The following is a 14,931-nucleotide window of genomic DNA, read 5'->3' on the forward strand; positions in this document are numbered from 1 at the left end:
ATAGATGCATGAGTATAGTATAGTCCAGTCGCTTTTGGATTCATGTGAAGAGAATGCCGTAAAAAACAACGCCACAAAAGTAACTAAAGTCGTAGTAAAAATCGGCGTTATGAGCGGAGTCGAACCTGAGCTTTTAAAAACCGCATTTGAGACATTTAAAGAGAAGACACTTTGTGAAGAGGCGGAGTTTGTTATAAACATCCAGCAAATCGTTATAAAATGCAACAAATGTTTAAACGAATCAGTTTTAGAGAGCATGGAGTACTATTGCCCTAGATGTAAAGATGCGGATATCGAGATTCTTGATGGTGAAGATATGTACCTGATGCAGTTAGAACTTGAGTAGATGAGTAAAAAAAATGTAGATTAGCGTAAAATAGTTTTTTATTTTTCACATATTTTTTAGCAGAAATAAATATAATATTTATGAATAGTTTAATATTTAAAATTGTACTATGCAGTAAAGTTTATTTTAATTTTGTTGTTTAAAGGGGTGTTGAATGAGCGAAAGAAAGATTACTATAGACCCGCTTACAAGGATAGAGGGGCATCTTAAATTTGAGACAATAATCAAAGACGGGGTTGTTACGGAGGCGAAATGTTCCGCAGAGATGTACAGAGGAATTGAGAAGGCGCTTATAGGCTACGATGCCAGAGTTGCACAGCAAGTAGCTCAGAGAGTTTGCGGTGTTTGTCCTTATGCACACGCCGAAGCTGCCTCTCTTGCGCTTGAAAACGCTATGGGAATAAAGCCAAATCATAACGGACAGCTACTGAGAAATATGATTGTCGGCGCTTATCAGCTCCAAGACCATCTTTTACATTTTTATGTTTTAAGTGCGCTGGATTTTATCGATATAACCGCGGTGTTAAAATATGAGGGGGATGATGAGAGCGTCCTTAGTGTAAAAACATGGGTTCAAAACGAGCTCAAAAGCAACAAGATATTTCCTGCAGCCCCTTTTTTGCCACGCTATGAAGCGATGTATGCAAAAGGAAACAACACCAACTTTACGGCAATCAAAAACTACTTAGAAGCTATTAAGGTTATGGCCGATTTGACAAAAGCCGTTGCAATCTTCGGGGCAAAAGCGCCGCACTCTGTAACACTTGAAGCAGGCGGCGTGACAACGATTCCCACCGTCGGAAAACTTGCAAAGTACAGATCTTTAGTAACAAGTGCTAAAAATTTTATAAAAAATAACTACATAAACGACATTATCGCCGTAGCAAAAGAGTTTCCTGAGTACTTTAAAATAGGTGCAGGATACGGAGACTACCTCTCTTACCCATACTTGCCTGATGAAAACGGGGAAAATCATCTTTTTGTAGGCGGCTCGACGATTGATGGCAAGTATGAAGAGCTTGATTTGAAAAACATCTTTGAGGACCATAAATACTCCTACTACAAAAACAAACCCGACTCCAACGTAAGACCTCTTGACTCTAAGGTGCTTACACCCATAGATTATGAAGAGTTTAAAGAGGAGCAGAAAAAAGAGGACGGAAAATACAGCTGGTCGAGAGCGCCTCGTTACAAAGGCAAAATCATGGAGGTCGGTCCGGTTGCAAGAGTTATAAACACTTATAAAAGCGGTAAAAACAAAAAACTAAACGCTCTTGTGGATTCTGTAAATAAAAAATTGGGACTTACGTTTAAAGAGTATAACTCTGTTTTGGGAAGGCATCTCTGTAGGGCTTTTATGGCATTTAGCATCATTGATAAAATCCTAGAAGATACGGAAAAAGTGATTCCCGATGAGCTTGCGTTTGTTGAGAGAGATGTTCCCAAAAATGCTGTTGGATTTGGACTTACCGAAGCAACAAGAGGAGCTTTGGCGCACTGGATAGAGACTGATGAGAGTGGTTTTATAAAAAACTATGACATGATCGTACCCACAACTTGGAATATCTCGCCAAAAGATGCAAGCGGAGTTCCCGGAGCTGTAGAGAAGATGCTTATAGGAACGAAAATCAAAGACCCCGACAACCCGATAGAGTTGGCAAGAATAGTGAGATCTACAGATCCATGTCTTGCATGCTCGGTTCATTAAGGAGTAGCGGATGGATTTTATAACTAGAAGAGAAGCTATTAAGCGGATGATGAGGGTGATAGCGGCTGTGGGTGCTGCGAACTTTTTTAGCTATAGCGACTTGCTTGCTATGGAAAACGGAAAAATGATAAAGCCAAATATAATTTGGCTGCATGGCTCCTCATGTTCGGGCTGTTCTTGCTCTTTTTTAAACATTGAAGATGTCTCCGTGCTTGATATTCTCACTAGATATACAAATGTAATCTATCATCCTGATGTCTCATTGGCAACAGGAAAGCAGGTTGTTGACTTGTTGGATAAAGCTTCAAAAGAGTTAAAAGATAACTACCTTTTTGTAGTGGAAGGTTCCATTCCCGTGGCAATGCCTCATGCCTGTATGATGGGCGATAGACCTATTATGGAGTGGATGGAGCAGATGAGCAACAGTGCTTCTGCATGTGTTGCGGCTGGAACATGTGCTGCATTTGGAGGTATTACGGGAATGCAGGGCATGGATGCGGGTGTAATGTCTGTTGGCAAATTTAACAAACATAAAAACATAAACAAACCTGTAGTATCTCTGCCAAATTGCCCCATGAAGCCTGAACACTTAATTTATGTCATTTTTCATTATGCAAAATTCAGAACCATTCCTGAGCTTGATGCAGAGGGAAGACCGCTTAGATTTTTCTCTCAAACCGTTCATGAGAGGTGTATATACTACTCTGAGTTTCAAGAGAAAAACTATGCAAAAAAAATCGGTCAAGCAGGCTGTCTGCTTAAGCTCGGTTGTCAAGGACCCGTTACGAAAAATGATTGTATGACGATTGGACACAATAACAACACAAATACATGTATAAAAGCGGGTCATCCATGTATAGGGTGTGCAAGCGAGCATTTTCCAAGGCAGATTATGCTTCATACTTTCAAGGACGAAAGAGCCATTGAAAAGTTTAAACATTTTAAGTTTAGGGGATAAATCATGCAAAGGAGAAACTTTTTTGAAACCATCTTGTTTAAACTCTCTTTCCCTCTAGTTTTTAGTGTTGTAGCTATCTCTATAATCTCTATAACACTCAACTACCATCTTCAAAAGCAAAAACTTGAGGAGATGATAGAGGATAAAGGGTCTGCTATTTTACATAACTATATTGTCTCCTCAAGAGACTCTCTTGCACGAGGTCAGCGCAAGACATTTCAATCCGCCATGGACAATATAGCACTTCTAGAGGGTGTGGAGGATACTGTTTTATATGCATCTTCAGGACTTATGAACTATAAGTCAAAAGAGGTGACGGTCGGAAAACCGTTTGTTCATAAAGAGGGTAGCTTTTACAATCCAAACAAAGAGATTTATGAACAAACAAATGGGATGTATCTGCGAACAGACTGGAGTGATAAACCGCTTGAAGAGTCGGCGGGGTTTCATGGAAGCACTTTAATGGATAAAGAGAAGAAATGCAGCAGTTGCCACTTTGAAATTGACAGAGATTTGGAGTTTATCGACAACAGAGCCTATAAAATTGATGAAGCAGGCGATACATCTACCTTTTATGAAAAGATTATTGCTGAGAAAGGGTGTATCGCATGCCATACAAACTGGAAAGAGGGCGGTGTTTCCGGTTATCTCGGAGTAAGTATCTCAAACAAAAAGATGAGCGATCAAGTGAAAGACAACATGTGGAACTTTACGCTCACGCTTGTTACGCTTGCATTTATAATAATCGTTATTGCTCTTATCGTCTCTTTAAAGTTTAAAAGAAAGCTGCAGCTTTTACTAGAGGGAATTAAAAATCTCAATGAAAAAAAGGGTTCACGCATAGAGATTAAAGAGAATGATGAGATTAAAGATATCGCCGGGGAGTTTAATCGCTATATAAAAAACATGGAAGATGGAGTAGTTCAAGATAATAAACTTATTGCCAATCTCTCCGATGTTGCCTCTGAGACAGCCAAAGGAGACATGACAAAAAGAGTTGCAGTAGAAGCAAACAGTGAGTCTCTCAATAGGCTCAAAGAGATTGTCAACTCTATGCTTGATGCCATGAATACAAATATCCAAAAAGTGCTTGAAGTGCTTAAGAGCTATGAAAATGATAACTTTAAAGCGACAATAGAAGTAGCCGGTACTACAGGAAGAGTCAAAGAACTTTTTGAGAGCACAAATAGTCTTGGAAGAGCGCTCTCAAACGCAAGCAGACAGGAGTTTGAGGATGGAAACAATCTTGAAGAGCAGTCTCTTAAACTCTCTGAAAACATGACATTGCTAACAGCTTCAGCGCAGGATCAGGCACAAAAACTCAAAGATACTTCAGAAATAATGGAGTCTATTACAGTGGCAATAAATGAGATTGTTCATAGAACCAATGACGTAGTAAGCCAATCTGAGGATATAAAATCAGCAATAAGTATTATTCGAGATATTGCAGACCAGACCAATCTTTTGGCACTTAACGCAGCCATAGAGGCAGCGCGGGCAGGAGAGCATGGACGCGGCTTTGCCGTAGTTGCAGGCGAGGTAACAAATCTTGCTGAAAAAACACAAAAAAGTCTTAATGAGATTACCGCAACAGTGGGTATCATGACAGGTTCTATCAATGAGGTAAGTTCTACAATGCAGGAGCAGTCCCAAGCAGTCTCAAGTATTAATGATACAATTAGCGCTCTTGAAGAGACAACACAAAAAAATGCAGATAATGCAAAAGAGGTAAGCGAGATAGTAACGCAAACCAAAGAGATGGCGGAACGCTTTGTTTACAATGCTAAATCTAAAGAGTTTTAGAATTGTAAAAGGCAAGATATAGAATATTTGGGATTTGTGGTTAAAAAAGTTCTATAAGAGTAAAACTATTGAAATATAATTTTATGATTAAACAATACTTAAAGCTTGTAAGAGTATAATTCCGAACTTTTTGTAGAAACAAAACCAATGGGAATGTAGATTATGCATCCATAGGGACCCAAGTATTTAAAGATTTAAGGAATTGTACATGTACGCAATTATCAAAAACGGTGGCAAGCAGTATAAAGTTCAAGAGGGCGATATTTTATTATTTGATAAAATGTCTCTTGAGCCTAAAGCTTCTATCGAGATTAAAGAAGTTCTGGCTGTTAACACAGGCGAACTTAAAGTTGGAGCGCCTTTTGTTGAGGGTGCTGTTGTAACTGCTGAGGTTATTAATGAAGGGCGTGATAGAAAAGTTGTTACTTTTAAAAAGCGTCGTCGTAAAGACTCTAAAGTAAAAAGAGGCTTTAGAAGAGATTATACGCGTGTTCGTATTATAAAAATAGCGGCATAAGCTAAAAAAACTCAAGGAGATTTAAGATGGCACATAAGAAAGGTCAAGGTAGTACACAGAATAATCGTGACTCGGCTGGTAGAAGACTTGGTGTAAAGAAGTATGGTGGAGAGGCTGTAATAGCTGGAAACATTATCATTCGCCAAAGAGGAACTAAAGTTCACCCTGGTAAAAATGTAGGCATGGGCAAAGACCATACTATATATGCATTGGTTGACGGTGTTGTATCATTCCATAGAAAAGATAAAAAACGTCAACAAGTTTCAATCATCCCCGCTGCATAATTCTACAATATTTGAGCCTTGGCTCAAATATTTCTACTTCAAATATTGGGCCATGCGCCTAAAAAACTTTAAATATTTAACAGTTTACTTTTTATTGTTACTAGTAAATTTTTAAGTATTAAACATCAAGGAAAATAAATATGTTTACAGATAGTGTTGAACTAACGGTCTCTTCGGGAAAAGGCGGTCAAGGGTGTGTATCATTTCGTCGTGAAAAATTTGTCGTAAATGGCGGACCAAACGGTGGCGATGGCGGCAAAGGCGGAGATATTTGGTTTAAGTGTGATAATAATACGCACACACTCTCTCATTTCCAAAAGAAGATGCATATAAAAGCAGACAACGGCGCTCCGGGTGAAAGCTCAAATATGGCTGGAAAATCTGGCGTAAAAAGAGTTATTATCGTTCCACCGGGTACGCAGATAATCGACATGGATAGCGATGAAGTTGTTTTTGATATGTTGGAAGATGCTCAAGAGGAGCTTTTTATAACAGGCGGAAGAGGCGGACTTGGAAATACACACTTTAAGTCATCTACAAACCAAAGACCTACCTATGCGCAACCCGGAGAAAAGGGTGAGACAAGAAAAATCAAGCTTGATCTTAAACTTATAGCCGATGTCGGTTTGGTCGGCTTTCCAAATGTCGGTAAATCCACTCTTATCTCAACAGTCTCAAATGCTCGTCCTGAGATCGCAAACTATGAGTTTACAACACTCACACCTAAGCTCGGTCAGGTAAATATAGGTGATTTTGAATCATTTATTATGGCTGATATTCCCGGTATTATAGGCGGCGCACACGAAGGCAAAGGTCTTGGAATAGAGTTCTTAAGACATATAGAAAGAACTGAGATTCTTCTCTTCATGGTGGATTTGGCATCTTATAGAGACTTAAGAGAGCAGATAGAGACGCTTAAGGCAGAAGTAGCAGCATTTTCAGACAAATTAGCGCATAGTAAATATGCTATTGCCCTAACTAGAGCTGACGCGGTGCCTTCGGATGAGTTGGAAGAGTTAGTTAAGGGCTTTTTAGAGATGCTCGGACTTGAAGCTACTAAAGATAGTGATATCGGTTTTGATGAGACAGTGCCTTATTATATTCAAAAAACAGCAGATGAGACTCTGGGCTACAACAGAGAACTGCCATATTTTGTGGTGCCAATCTCTTCGGCTACAAATAAAAATATAGAGCCTCTTAAAAAGGCACTCTTTAAATTAGTTCAATCAAAAAGATTAGAGTCCTGAAAAATGAGAAGAGTAGTCGTAAAAGTAGGAAGTGCCGTTTTAACACAAAATGACTCTATTGCTTTAGAGAGAATGAGGGATCTGGTAGATTTTTTATGCGAGCTTAGAAAAACAAATGAGGTGATTTTAGTCTCTTCAGGAGCCGTAGCAGCAGGTTATACTACTTTAAAGCTTGACAGAGGCGTACTGCAAAACAAGCAGGCGTTAGCTGCAATCGGGCAGCCGATACTTATGAGCAAATATAGTAAGAAATTTGGAGCGCATAATGTGTTGAGCGCACAGGTTTTAGTCACCGCTGCAAACCTTCAAAGAGAAGATGAGATACAAAGAATCAAAGATACCGTCAACACACTTCTCTCAAACGGTGCTATTCCGATTATCAATGAAAATGATGCAACTTCCACAAAAGAGCTTGTTGTTGGAGACAATGACCAACTCTCGGCTTACATAACAAAACATACCGATTCGGATCTGCTTATAATTCTCTCGGATATTGATGCATACTATGACAAAGACCCAAGAGAATTTTTAGATGCAAAAATATTGAAAGTGGTAAATAGCATAGATGAGGATGAGCTAAAAAAAGAGGCGACTCCTCACGGCGCTTTTGCTACAGGCGGAATTTTGACGAAACTAAAAGCGGCAAACTATCTTTTGGGACATGGAATAGACATGGTTCTTACAAGTGGATATGATTTGAGCGACATAAAAAGTCTTATGCTTCAAAACAGACATGTAGGCGGAACACTTTTTACTAAGGCTAGGTAATGAAAATAATTTTTATGGGAACACCTGATTATGCTGCGCAGATTTTAGAAAAAATTATAACCGCAAAAGATATGGAAGTCGTTGCCGTCTATACCCAGCCAGACAAACCCGTAGGACGAAAAAAAGTCCTGACCCCGCCAGTTGTTAAGACTATAGCACTGCAAAACAACATTAGCGTATATCAGCCAAATAGATTAAGAGATGAGAGCGCGATTAAACAGCTTAGAGAAATTGAGTGTGACTATATTGTCGTTGCAGCGTACGGTCAGATACTTTCGCGTGAGATACTAGAACACGCACCTTGTATAAATCTTCATGCTTCGATATTGCCGCAATATAGAGGAGCAAGCCCAATACAGCAAACTCTTTTAAACGGAGATAGCAAAACAGGCGTAACTGCCATGCTTATGGATAAGGGGCTTGATACCGGAGATATTATTAAAATCAAAGAGATTGATGTTGGCGAAGATGAGATGGCTGAGTCGCTCTTTGATAGACTTACGGACGCCGCATGTGAGCTTACTATTGACGTGCTAGAGAACTTTAATAAATACACACCACTAAAACAGGATGACGCGCAGTCATCACACTGCATAAAAATCACAAAACAAGATGGTGAAGTCACGTTTGAAGATGCACAGACTCTCTTTAACAAGTATCGTGCATTTACGCCTTGGCCGGGTATCTACCTCTCCTCTGGACTCAAGCTTAAGAAGGTAGAGTTGGTTGAAAAAGAGAGTTCGCATGAGAGCGGAAAAATCCTGAAAATAGAAAAAGAGTCTATCGTACTCGGATGTAAAAAGGGCAGCATTAGAGTCTATAGAGTGCAGCCTGAATCAAAAAATGAGATGGATATTCTCTCTTATATAAACGGAAAAAGGGTAGGGGTTGCAGATACTCTATCTTGAGAGTGTTGACTCAACGCAAAAACATCTCAAAGAGCTGATCCATGAGGGCAAAATTTCTCTCCCTTATGCCGTAGTCGCAAACTCTCAAACAGCAGGAGTCGGAAGCAGAGAAAACTCTTGGATTGGAGTTAAGGATAATCTCTTTTTATCTTTTGCCATTTCACTGGGGCAACTGCCAAAAGATTTGAAACTTGAATCCGCGTCTATATATTTTTCTTATATTTTAAAAGAGACACTTAAAGAGTTTGGTTCAGAAGTTTGGCTCAAGTGGCCCAATGATTTTTATCTAAAAAATCAAAAAGTCGGCGGAATGATTACAAATCTGCTCAAAGAGAGCTTGGTTTGCGGTGTCGGGTTAAATATAGCAAAAGCACCGGATAATTTTACAAAGCTAGATGTGGATTTAAACAGAGATGAGCTTATAAAAAGCTATTTTATAAATATTGAAAAAAAGAGTTCATGGAAGCAAGTTTTTAGTAAATATAAGTTAGAATTTTACAGAAATCAAAACTTTCATACACATAGTAAAAATTTAAGAATTTCTTTAGAAGGTGCGTCACTGCAGAGTGATGGGGCAGTTGTAGTCAACGGCGAGAGGATATATAGTCTAAGATGAGTGAAGTAATAGTAATTGCAAATCAAAAGGGCGGTGTTGGCAAAACAACTACTGCCGTAAACTTAGCTGCCTCACTTGCAGTTGCAGAAAAAAAAGTGCTTTTGATTGACTCAGACCCTCAGGCGAACGCTACCACCTCTTTGGGATTTCACAGAAACGATTATGAATTCAACTTATATCATGTACTTATCGGAACAAAAAAACTAAAAGATATTATACTAAAATCAGAACTTCCGACTCTTCATTTGGCACCCTCAAATATCGGGCTTGTCGGAATAGAGAAAGAGTATTATGATGCGCAAAATTCCAAGGGGCGTGAGCTTGTTTTAAAAAAAGCGATAGCAAATGTCTTAAAAGATTATGACTATATTATCATAGACTCTCCTCCGGCACTTGGACCGATGACCATAAATGCGCTCTCGGCTTCAAGCTCCGTAATCATCCCTATTCAGTGTGAGTTTTTTGCACTTGAGGGTTTAGCGCAGCTTTTAAATACTGTGAAACTTGTAAGAAAATCAATAAATCAAAAACTAAGTATTAAAGGTTTTTTACCTACGATGTTCAGCGCGCAAAACAACCTCTCAAAGCAGGTTTTTGCAGATTTAAAGCAGCATTTTGACAGCAAGCTTTTTAAAGATGAGAGTGGAGAGATTATAGTGGTTCCGCGAAATGTAAAACTTGCAGAATCGCCATCGTTCGGTAAACCTGCAATACTCTATGATGTAAAATCAGCAGGTTCTATTGCATACCAAAATTTAGCACAAGCGATTATGCAGATATGAAGTCACAAAAATTAGGCAGAGGGCTAGGGGCACTTTTAGGCGAGATAGATGAGGCTTATGAAAACGAGGTTTCTCAAAAAGATTCGATTGTAGAGATTCCTCTAAAAGATATAAGACCAAATCCGTTTCAACCGAGAAAACATTTTGAAGAGAGTTCTCTTTATGAGCTTAGCGAATCTATAAAAAATGACGGACTACTACAGCCGATAGTTGTTACAGAAGATGTTGACGGGTATGTTTTAATAGCTGGAGAGAGAAGGCTTCGTGCATCAAAACTGGCAAAGTTAAAAACAATTCGTGCGATTATTTTAAATAGTGATGAACAGAAGATGAGACAATTTGCACTCATAGAAAATATCCAAAGAGACGAGCTAAACTCTATCGAACTTGCGCATGCATACGGCGAGCTTATCAAGCTTCATGAAATTACACAAGAAGAGCTCTCTACTAAAATCCACAAAAGCAGAACACATATTACAAATACTATAAGACTTTTACAGCTTTCACAAAAAACACAAAGAGCACTTATAGAGAAGAAGATAAGCACGGGTCATGCAAAGGTTTTGGTTGGACTTGATGAGAAGCAGCAGCAGCTGATTGTAAACTCAATAATCGGGCAAAAATTGAGCGTAAGAGAAGTCGAAGTAACTATAAAAAGCATGAAAAACCAAAAAACTGACAGTTCTGAGAAAGCAACGACCCCTTCATATAACTTTAAAGAGATCAAAGAGAAACTTTTAGAGCTTGGTTTTAAAAGCAAAAGTTCAAACAAAAGCCTCACAATAGATTTTGACTCTAAAGAGCAGATAGAGGAGTTTTCGAACTTTCTTATTAATGTTACGCACTAAAACGAACACGTCCGTTATAGTGGCAGGGACTAAAGTCCCTACAACCCCCTAAAGCTATAAAAAACTTTGTTTTTCAAGAATTACAAAGAGTTCCGCCAATTCAAGTCGTCATAAATTTAAAATATTTTATAAAAAATATAAAAAAAGTTTAAATTTTTTATTACTTTAACAATTCTTTTAATTTTAACATAGTATAATCACGCAACTTTTAGGAGGTGCTATGTTAGATATAAATCCGATACTACTCGTAGCTACATTAATCGTGTTTCTTACGCTTATAGCCGTACTAAACAGTTGGCTTTACAATCCATTATTCGCTTATATGAGTAAAAGAGATGAAGACATCAAAAAAGATCTTGAAAAGATAGGTTCAAACGATGAGGAAATCAAAGAACTTGAAGCAAAAGCGCAATCTATAATTGTAAATGCAAAACTGGAAGCCGCGGCCTTAAGAGAGAAGGTTATTACGGATGCTAAAGAGTTAGCAGAGAGTAAGTTAGAAGCAAAACGTGCTGAACTAGCTAGTCAGTACTTAGAGTTTGAGCAGTTACTCGCTAAAACTCGCGAACAGTTAAGCAGTGATTTAAAATCACAGATTCCGCTGTTCAAAGAAGCTGTAAAAGCTAAATTTAGTCAAATATAAGGATGTAATGTGAGTAGAATTTTAGTATTTATGCTAATGATATCAACCTATGCATTGGCATCCAGTGGCAGTGCAGAAAACGCAGGAACAGACATAGTACAAAGAACGGTAAACTTTTTACTGTTTGCAGCTCTTATCTGGTATCTTGTTGCTGAACCTGTAAAAAACTATTTTTCATCAAGAAGTCAGTCGATTGCCAATGAGATGAAAAAAGTGCAAGATAAGTTAAGAGAGACGGCAGCTCTGAAAAAAGATGCTTTAGCTAAAATTACAGCGGCTGAAAAATTCACACAGGATTTGGCAGTTAGTTCAAAAAAAGAGAATAAAATTATCAATGATAATATTATGTCTCAATGTGATGCTGATGTAGAAAATATGGCGAAGCAACAAGCTATTTTAATAGAGTTTGAGCAAAGAAAAATGGTTCGAAGTGTTGTCGAAGAGACGCTTAAAGAAGTTCTTGCTCAGAGTGATGAGAGCTTTGATAAAGAAGCGATGGCAAATGTTATCTTAAAGAAGGTGGCATAGCATGGAAGAGTTAATTGCAAAAAGATATATAAAAGCTCTTAAAAAGAGCTCCAGTGCAGAGAAGATGCAAGAGACATCTGCTATATTTTCTATTTTAGCTGAAGCATTTAAAGATGAAAAGTTTATTCAAATCATCAACAATCCTGATATTGATAAAAATCAAAAGTCAGCGATTTTATTGGATGCAGTTAAATCTGCAGAATCAAAAGATGTTGAGAATTTAATTAAACTTCTCGCTGAGCACAATCGAATTGGCATTATTCCTGCAATAGCTGAAGTAATGAGAAAAGATATAGCTGTTACGACAAAAAACTATACTGGAGTTATATATAGTGACAGTGAGGTTGATGCGAAGGTCATAGAAGACTTAAGCAACGGGTTAAGCAGCAAGTTTGATTCAAAAATATCTTTAAAGTTTGAGAAAAGCAGCTTTAACGGAATAAAAGTAGATGTTGAAGATTTAGGTATTGAGATTAGTTTCTCAAAATCAAGAATTAACAGTCAAATTATAGAACATATTGCAAAAGCAATTTAACTTTCAACGAGAGGAGACGTGTAGTGGTAGCAAAAATTCAGGCTGATGAAATCAGCTCAATAATAAAAGAGCGTATCGATAACTTTGAACTAAGTGTTGATATCAATGAGACAGGTAAAATCGTTTCATATGCTGACGGCGTTGCGCAAGTTTACGGACTTAGCAATGTTATGGCTGGTGAGATGGTAGAGTTCGAAGAGGGAACTAGAGGTTTAGTTATGAACCTTGAGGAGAGCACTGTAGGTGTTGTTATTCTTGGAGGAGGAACAATGTTGAAAGAGGGCATGTCTGTAAAAAGACTAGGTCGTCTTCTTCGTGTTCCTGTTGGCGACGCGCTTCTTGGGCGTGTTGTTAATGCTCTAGGTGAGCCGATTGATGGAAAAGGTCCAATTGAGACAACTGAAACTCGTTTCGTTGAGGAGAAGGCACCTGGTATTATGGACAGAAAATCTGTTCATGAGCCACTAGCAACAGGTATCAAAGCTATTGATGCGCTTGTTCCAATCGGAAGAGGTCAAAGAGAGCTTATCATCGGTGACCGTCAAACCGGTAAAACAACAATCGCATTAGACGCTATTATCAATCAAAAAGGTAACGGTGTTGTTTGTATTTATGTTGCTGTTGGTCAAAAAGAGTCAACTGTTGCACAAATCATTCGTCGTTTAGAAGATCATGGTGCACTAGAGTACACTATTATCGTTTCTGCTACGGCAGCTGAGGCAGCAGCACTTCAATTCTTGGCTCCATATACCGGTGTTACTATGGGTGAATATTTCCGTGACAACGCTAGACATGGTCTGATTGTATATGATGATTTAAGTAAACATGCAGTTGCTTACCGTGAGATGTCACTTATTCTTCGTCGCCCTCCAGGTCGTGAAGCATATCCTGGTGACGTTTTCTATATCCACTCTCGTCTTTTAGAGAGAGCTGCAAAAGTTTCTGATGAAAGAGGCGCAGGTTCATTAACTGCTCTTCCTATTATTGAGACACAAGCGGGTGACGTTTCGGCGTATATTCCTACTAACGTTATCTCTATTACTGATGGTCAGATTTTTCTTGAGACTGAACTATTTAACTCGGGTGTTCGTCCGGCGATTAACGTTGGTCTTTCTGTTTCTCGTGTTGGTGGAGCTGCTCAGATTAAAGCTACAAAGCAGGTTGCCGGTACGTTAAGACTTGACCTTGCTCAGTATCGTGAGTTACAAGCATTTGCACAATTTGCATCTGACCTTGATGAGACATCTCGTAAGCAGTTAGAGCGTGGACAGAGAATGGTTGAAGTTCTTAAGCAGCCTCCTTTTTCTCCACTATCTGTTGAGAAGCAAGTTCTAATTATATTTGCCGGAAATGAAGGTTTCTTGGATGACATGGATTCTTCAAACGTTGTTCGTTTTGAAGCAGAGTTGTATCCATTTGTTGAAGCATCTTACCCTCAAATATTTGAGAGTGTCAGAAGTACTTCTAATGTAGATGATGACACTAAGGCACTAATGTTGAAAGCACTTGAAGAGTTCAAAGCTAACTTCATAGTGGCGTAAGGAAAACTTTATGGCAAACTTGAAAGATATTCAAAGACAGATTAAGAGTGTTACTAACACTCAAAAGACGACTCGCGCAATGAAGCTTGTATCAACCGCAAAGCTTCGTCGTGCGGAAGAGCTTGCAAAACGCTCTCGTCTTTATGCTGCAAAAATGAATCAGGTACTTGCCGAAATAGCTGGACGTATTAAATGTAACAAAGTCGGCGGATTGGACAATCGATGTTTTATAGAGATTGAAGATCCAAAAACTGTTGACATTGTTTTTGTAACTGCAGATAAGGGTTTATGCGGCGGTTTTAATATTCAAACTATTAAGGCTGTTAAGAAACTTTTAGCAGAATACAAATCAAAAAATGTAAAAGTGCGTTTACGTGGAATCGGTAAAAAAGGTATTGAGTTTTTTAAATATAACGAAGTTGAACTCTTTGACGCAGTTGCAAATCTTAGCTCAAATCCAGACAAGAGTCGTTCGGATGAGTTTATAATCTCTTCTATTGAAGATTTTAAAGATGGCAAAATTGACGCACTTCATATCGTCTACAACGGCTATAAAAACATGATAACTCAAGAGTTGCATGTAAATAAGCTTTTGCCGGTTGATTCAACTCAATTTGAGTGCGCTGAAGCAGAAAAGTCGATGCTTGAGATAGAGTCTGATGATGAAGAGAAGATGCTGGACTCTTTGGTAAATAGATATGTTCAGTATGCTATCTACTACGCATTGATTGATTCTGTTGCTGCTGAGCACAGTGCTAGAATGCAGGCAATGGATGCAGCTACCAACAATGCAAAAGATATGGTTAAGTCATTAAATGTTCAATTTAATAAAGCTAGACAAGCAGCAATTACTACAGAGCTTATAGAGATTATAAGCGGTGTAGAGTCTATGAAATAAT

The 14,931-nt window shown here is 38.4% G+C and carries 17 protein-coding genes; all 17 read left to right on the forward strand.

Annotated features, from left to right (window positions below; genetic code table 11):
* Window positions 1–4 precede the first annotated feature (4 nt).
* The 17 genes from hypA to atpG all read left to right on the forward strand — a co-directional run bounded on the left by hypA (window position 5) and on the right by atpG (window position 14,930).
* Window positions 5–346, forward strand: a complete 342-nt coding sequence (gene hypA, locus IBX42_RS02125) for a hydrogenase maturation nickel metallochaperone HypA (RefSeq protein WP_294928085.1) — start codon at window positions 5–7, stop codon at window positions 344–346.
* A gap of 154 nt (window positions 347–500) precedes the next feature.
* Entirely contained in the window at window positions 501–2,054 is a 1,554-nt protein-coding gene (locus IBX42_RS02130; protein ID WP_294928088.1) for a nickel-dependent hydrogenase large subunit, read from the forward strand.
* 10 nt (window positions 2,055–2,064) lie between these two features.
* Window positions 2,065–3,012 (forward strand): hydrogenase small subunit, encoded by a 948-nt coding sequence (locus IBX42_RS02135; protein ID WP_294928091.1) that lies wholly within the window; start codon window positions 2,065–2,067, stop codon window positions 3,010–3,012.
* A 3-nt stretch (window positions 3,013–3,015) separates the two neighbouring features.
* Window positions 3,016–4,815 (forward strand): methyl-accepting chemotaxis protein, encoded by a 1,800-nt coding sequence (locus IBX42_RS02140; protein ID WP_294928094.1) that lies wholly within the window; start codon window positions 3,016–3,018, stop codon window positions 4,813–4,815.
* A gap of 208 nt (window positions 4,816–5,023) precedes the next feature.
* Window positions 5,024–5,332, forward strand: coding sequence for a 50S ribosomal protein L21 (gene rplU / locus IBX42_RS02145; RefSeq protein ID WP_294928097.1), 309 nt, complete (start codon window positions 5,024–5,026; stop codon window positions 5,330–5,332).
* A gap of 26 nt (window positions 5,333–5,358) precedes the next feature.
* Window positions 5,359–5,616, forward strand: coding sequence for a 50S ribosomal protein L27 (gene rpmA, locus IBX42_RS02150; RefSeq protein WP_152299655.1), 258 nt, complete (start codon window positions 5,359–5,361; stop codon window positions 5,614–5,616).
* 140 nt (window positions 5,617–5,756) lie between these two features.
* Window positions 5,757–6,863, forward strand: coding sequence for a GTPase ObgE (gene obgE, locus IBX42_RS02155; protein WP_294928103.1), 1,107 nt, complete (start codon window positions 5,757–5,759; stop codon window positions 6,861–6,863).
* Window positions 6,864–6,866: 3 nt separating this feature from the next.
* Entirely contained in the window at window positions 6,867–7,631 is a 765-nt protein-coding gene (gene proB / locus IBX42_RS02160) for a glutamate 5-kinase (protein WP_294928106.1), read from the forward strand.
* Window positions 7,631–8,539: a methionyl-tRNA formyltransferase gene (gene fmt / locus IBX42_RS02165; protein ID WP_294928109.1), complete on the forward strand. Its 909-nt coding sequence runs from the start codon at window positions 7,631–7,633 to the stop codon at window positions 8,537–8,539. The genes proB and fmt overlap by 1 nt, the downstream gene beginning before the upstream one ends.
* Window positions 8,520–9,155: a biotin--[acetyl-CoA-carboxylase] ligase gene (locus IBX42_RS02170; protein ID WP_294928112.1), complete on the forward strand. Its 636-nt coding sequence runs from the start codon at window positions 8,520–8,522 to the stop codon at window positions 9,153–9,155. Before fmt ends, IBX42_RS02170 begins: the two co-directional genes overlap by 20 nt.
* A complete protein-coding gene (locus IBX42_RS02175) occupies window positions 9,152–9,937 on the forward strand; it encodes an AAA family ATPase (protein WP_294928116.1) in 786 nt (261 codons plus the stop codon). The genes IBX42_RS02170 and IBX42_RS02175 overlap by 4 nt, the downstream gene beginning before the upstream one ends.
* Window positions 9,934–10,785 carry a ParB/RepB/Spo0J family partition protein gene (locus tag IBX42_RS02180; protein ID WP_294928119.1) on the forward strand — a complete coding sequence of 284 codons (852 nt, stop codon included), beginning with the start codon at window positions 9,934–9,936 and terminating at the stop codon, window positions 10,783–10,785. The genes IBX42_RS02175 and IBX42_RS02180 overlap by 4 nt, the downstream gene beginning before the upstream one ends.
* 220 nt (window positions 10,786–11,005) lie before the next feature.
* Window positions 11,006–11,428 carry a FoF1 ATP synthase subunit B' gene (locus IBX42_RS02185; protein ID WP_294928122.1) on the forward strand — a complete coding sequence of 141 codons (423 nt, stop codon included), beginning with the start codon at window positions 11,006–11,008 and terminating at the stop codon, window positions 11,426–11,428.
* Window positions 11,429–11,437: 9 nt separating this feature from the next.
* Window positions 11,438–11,956, forward strand: coding sequence for a F0F1 ATP synthase subunit B (locus IBX42_RS02190; protein WP_294928125.1), 519 nt, complete (start codon window positions 11,438–11,440; stop codon window positions 11,954–11,956).
* 1 nt (window position 11,957) lies between these two features.
* Window positions 11,958–12,491, forward strand: a complete 534-nt coding sequence (locus IBX42_RS02195) for a F0F1 ATP synthase subunit delta (RefSeq protein ID WP_294928128.1) — start codon at window positions 11,958–11,960, stop codon at window positions 12,489–12,491.
* 23 nt (window positions 12,492–12,514) lie between these two features.
* Window positions 12,515–14,032, forward strand: coding sequence for a F0F1 ATP synthase subunit alpha (atpA, locus tag IBX42_RS02200; RefSeq protein ID WP_294928131.1), 1,518 nt, complete (start codon window positions 12,515–12,517; stop codon window positions 14,030–14,032).
* A 10-nt stretch (window positions 14,033–14,042) separates the two neighbouring features.
* Window positions 14,043–14,930 carry an ATP synthase F1 subunit gamma gene (gene atpG, locus IBX42_RS02205; protein WP_294928134.1) on the forward strand — a complete coding sequence of 296 codons (888 nt, stop codon included), beginning with the start codon at window positions 14,043–14,045 and terminating at the stop codon, window positions 14,928–14,930.
* Window position 14,931 lies beyond the last annotated feature (1 nt).

The sequence above is a fragment of the Sulfurimonas sp. genome, from assembly GCF_014859695.1.
Taxonomy (GTDB): domain Bacteria; phylum Campylobacterota; class Campylobacteria; order Campylobacterales; family Sulfurimonadaceae; genus Sulfurimonas.

Coding starts and splice junctions, on each gene's coding strand:
- proB (WP_294928106.1), top strand. CDS start 6,867: ATGAGAAGAGTAGTCGTAAAAGTAGGAAGTGCCGTTTTAACACAAAAT.
- obgE (WP_294928103.1), top strand. CDS start 5,757: ATGTTTACAGATAGTGTTGAACTAACGGTCTCTTCGGGAAAAGGCGGT.
- IBX42_RS02185 (WP_294928122.1), top strand. CDS start 11,006: ATGTTAGATATAAATCCGATACTACTCGTAGCTACATTAATCGTGTTT.
- IBX42_RS02130 (WP_294928088.1), top strand. CDS start 501: ATGAGCGAAAGAAAGATTACTATAGACCCGCTTACAAGGATAGAGGGG.
- hypA (WP_294928085.1), top strand. CDS start 5: ATGCATGAGTATAGTATAGTCCAGTCGCTTTTGGATTCATGTGAAGAG.
- atpG (WP_294928134.1), top strand. CDS start 14,043: ATGGCAAACTTGAAAGATATTCAAAGACAGATTAAGAGTGTTACTAAC.
- IBX42_RS02195 (WP_294928128.1), top strand. CDS start 11,958: ATGGAAGAGTTAATTGCAAAAAGATATATAAAAGCTCTTAAAAAGAGC.
- IBX42_RS02180 (WP_294928119.1), top strand. CDS start 9,934: ATGAAGTCACAAAAATTAGGCAGAGGGCTAGGGGCACTTTTAGGCGAG.
- rpmA (WP_152299655.1), top strand. CDS start 5,359: ATGGCACATAAGAAAGGTCAAGGTAGTACACAGAATAATCGTGACTCG.
- rplU (WP_294928097.1), top strand. CDS start 5,024: ATGTACGCAATTATCAAAAACGGTGGCAAGCAGTATAAAGTTCAAGAG.
- IBX42_RS02175 (WP_294928116.1), top strand. CDS start 9,152: ATGAGTGAAGTAATAGTAATTGCAAATCAAAAGGGCGGTGTTGGCAAA.
- IBX42_RS02140 (WP_294928094.1), top strand. CDS start 3,016: ATGCAAAGGAGAAACTTTTTTGAAACCATCTTGTTTAAACTCTCTTTC.
- fmt (WP_294928109.1), top strand. CDS start 7,631: ATGAAAATAATTTTTATGGGAACACCTGATTATGCTGCGCAGATTTTA.
- IBX42_RS02135 (WP_294928091.1), top strand. CDS start 2,065: ATGGATTTTATAACTAGAAGAGAAGCTATTAAGCGGATGATGAGGGTG.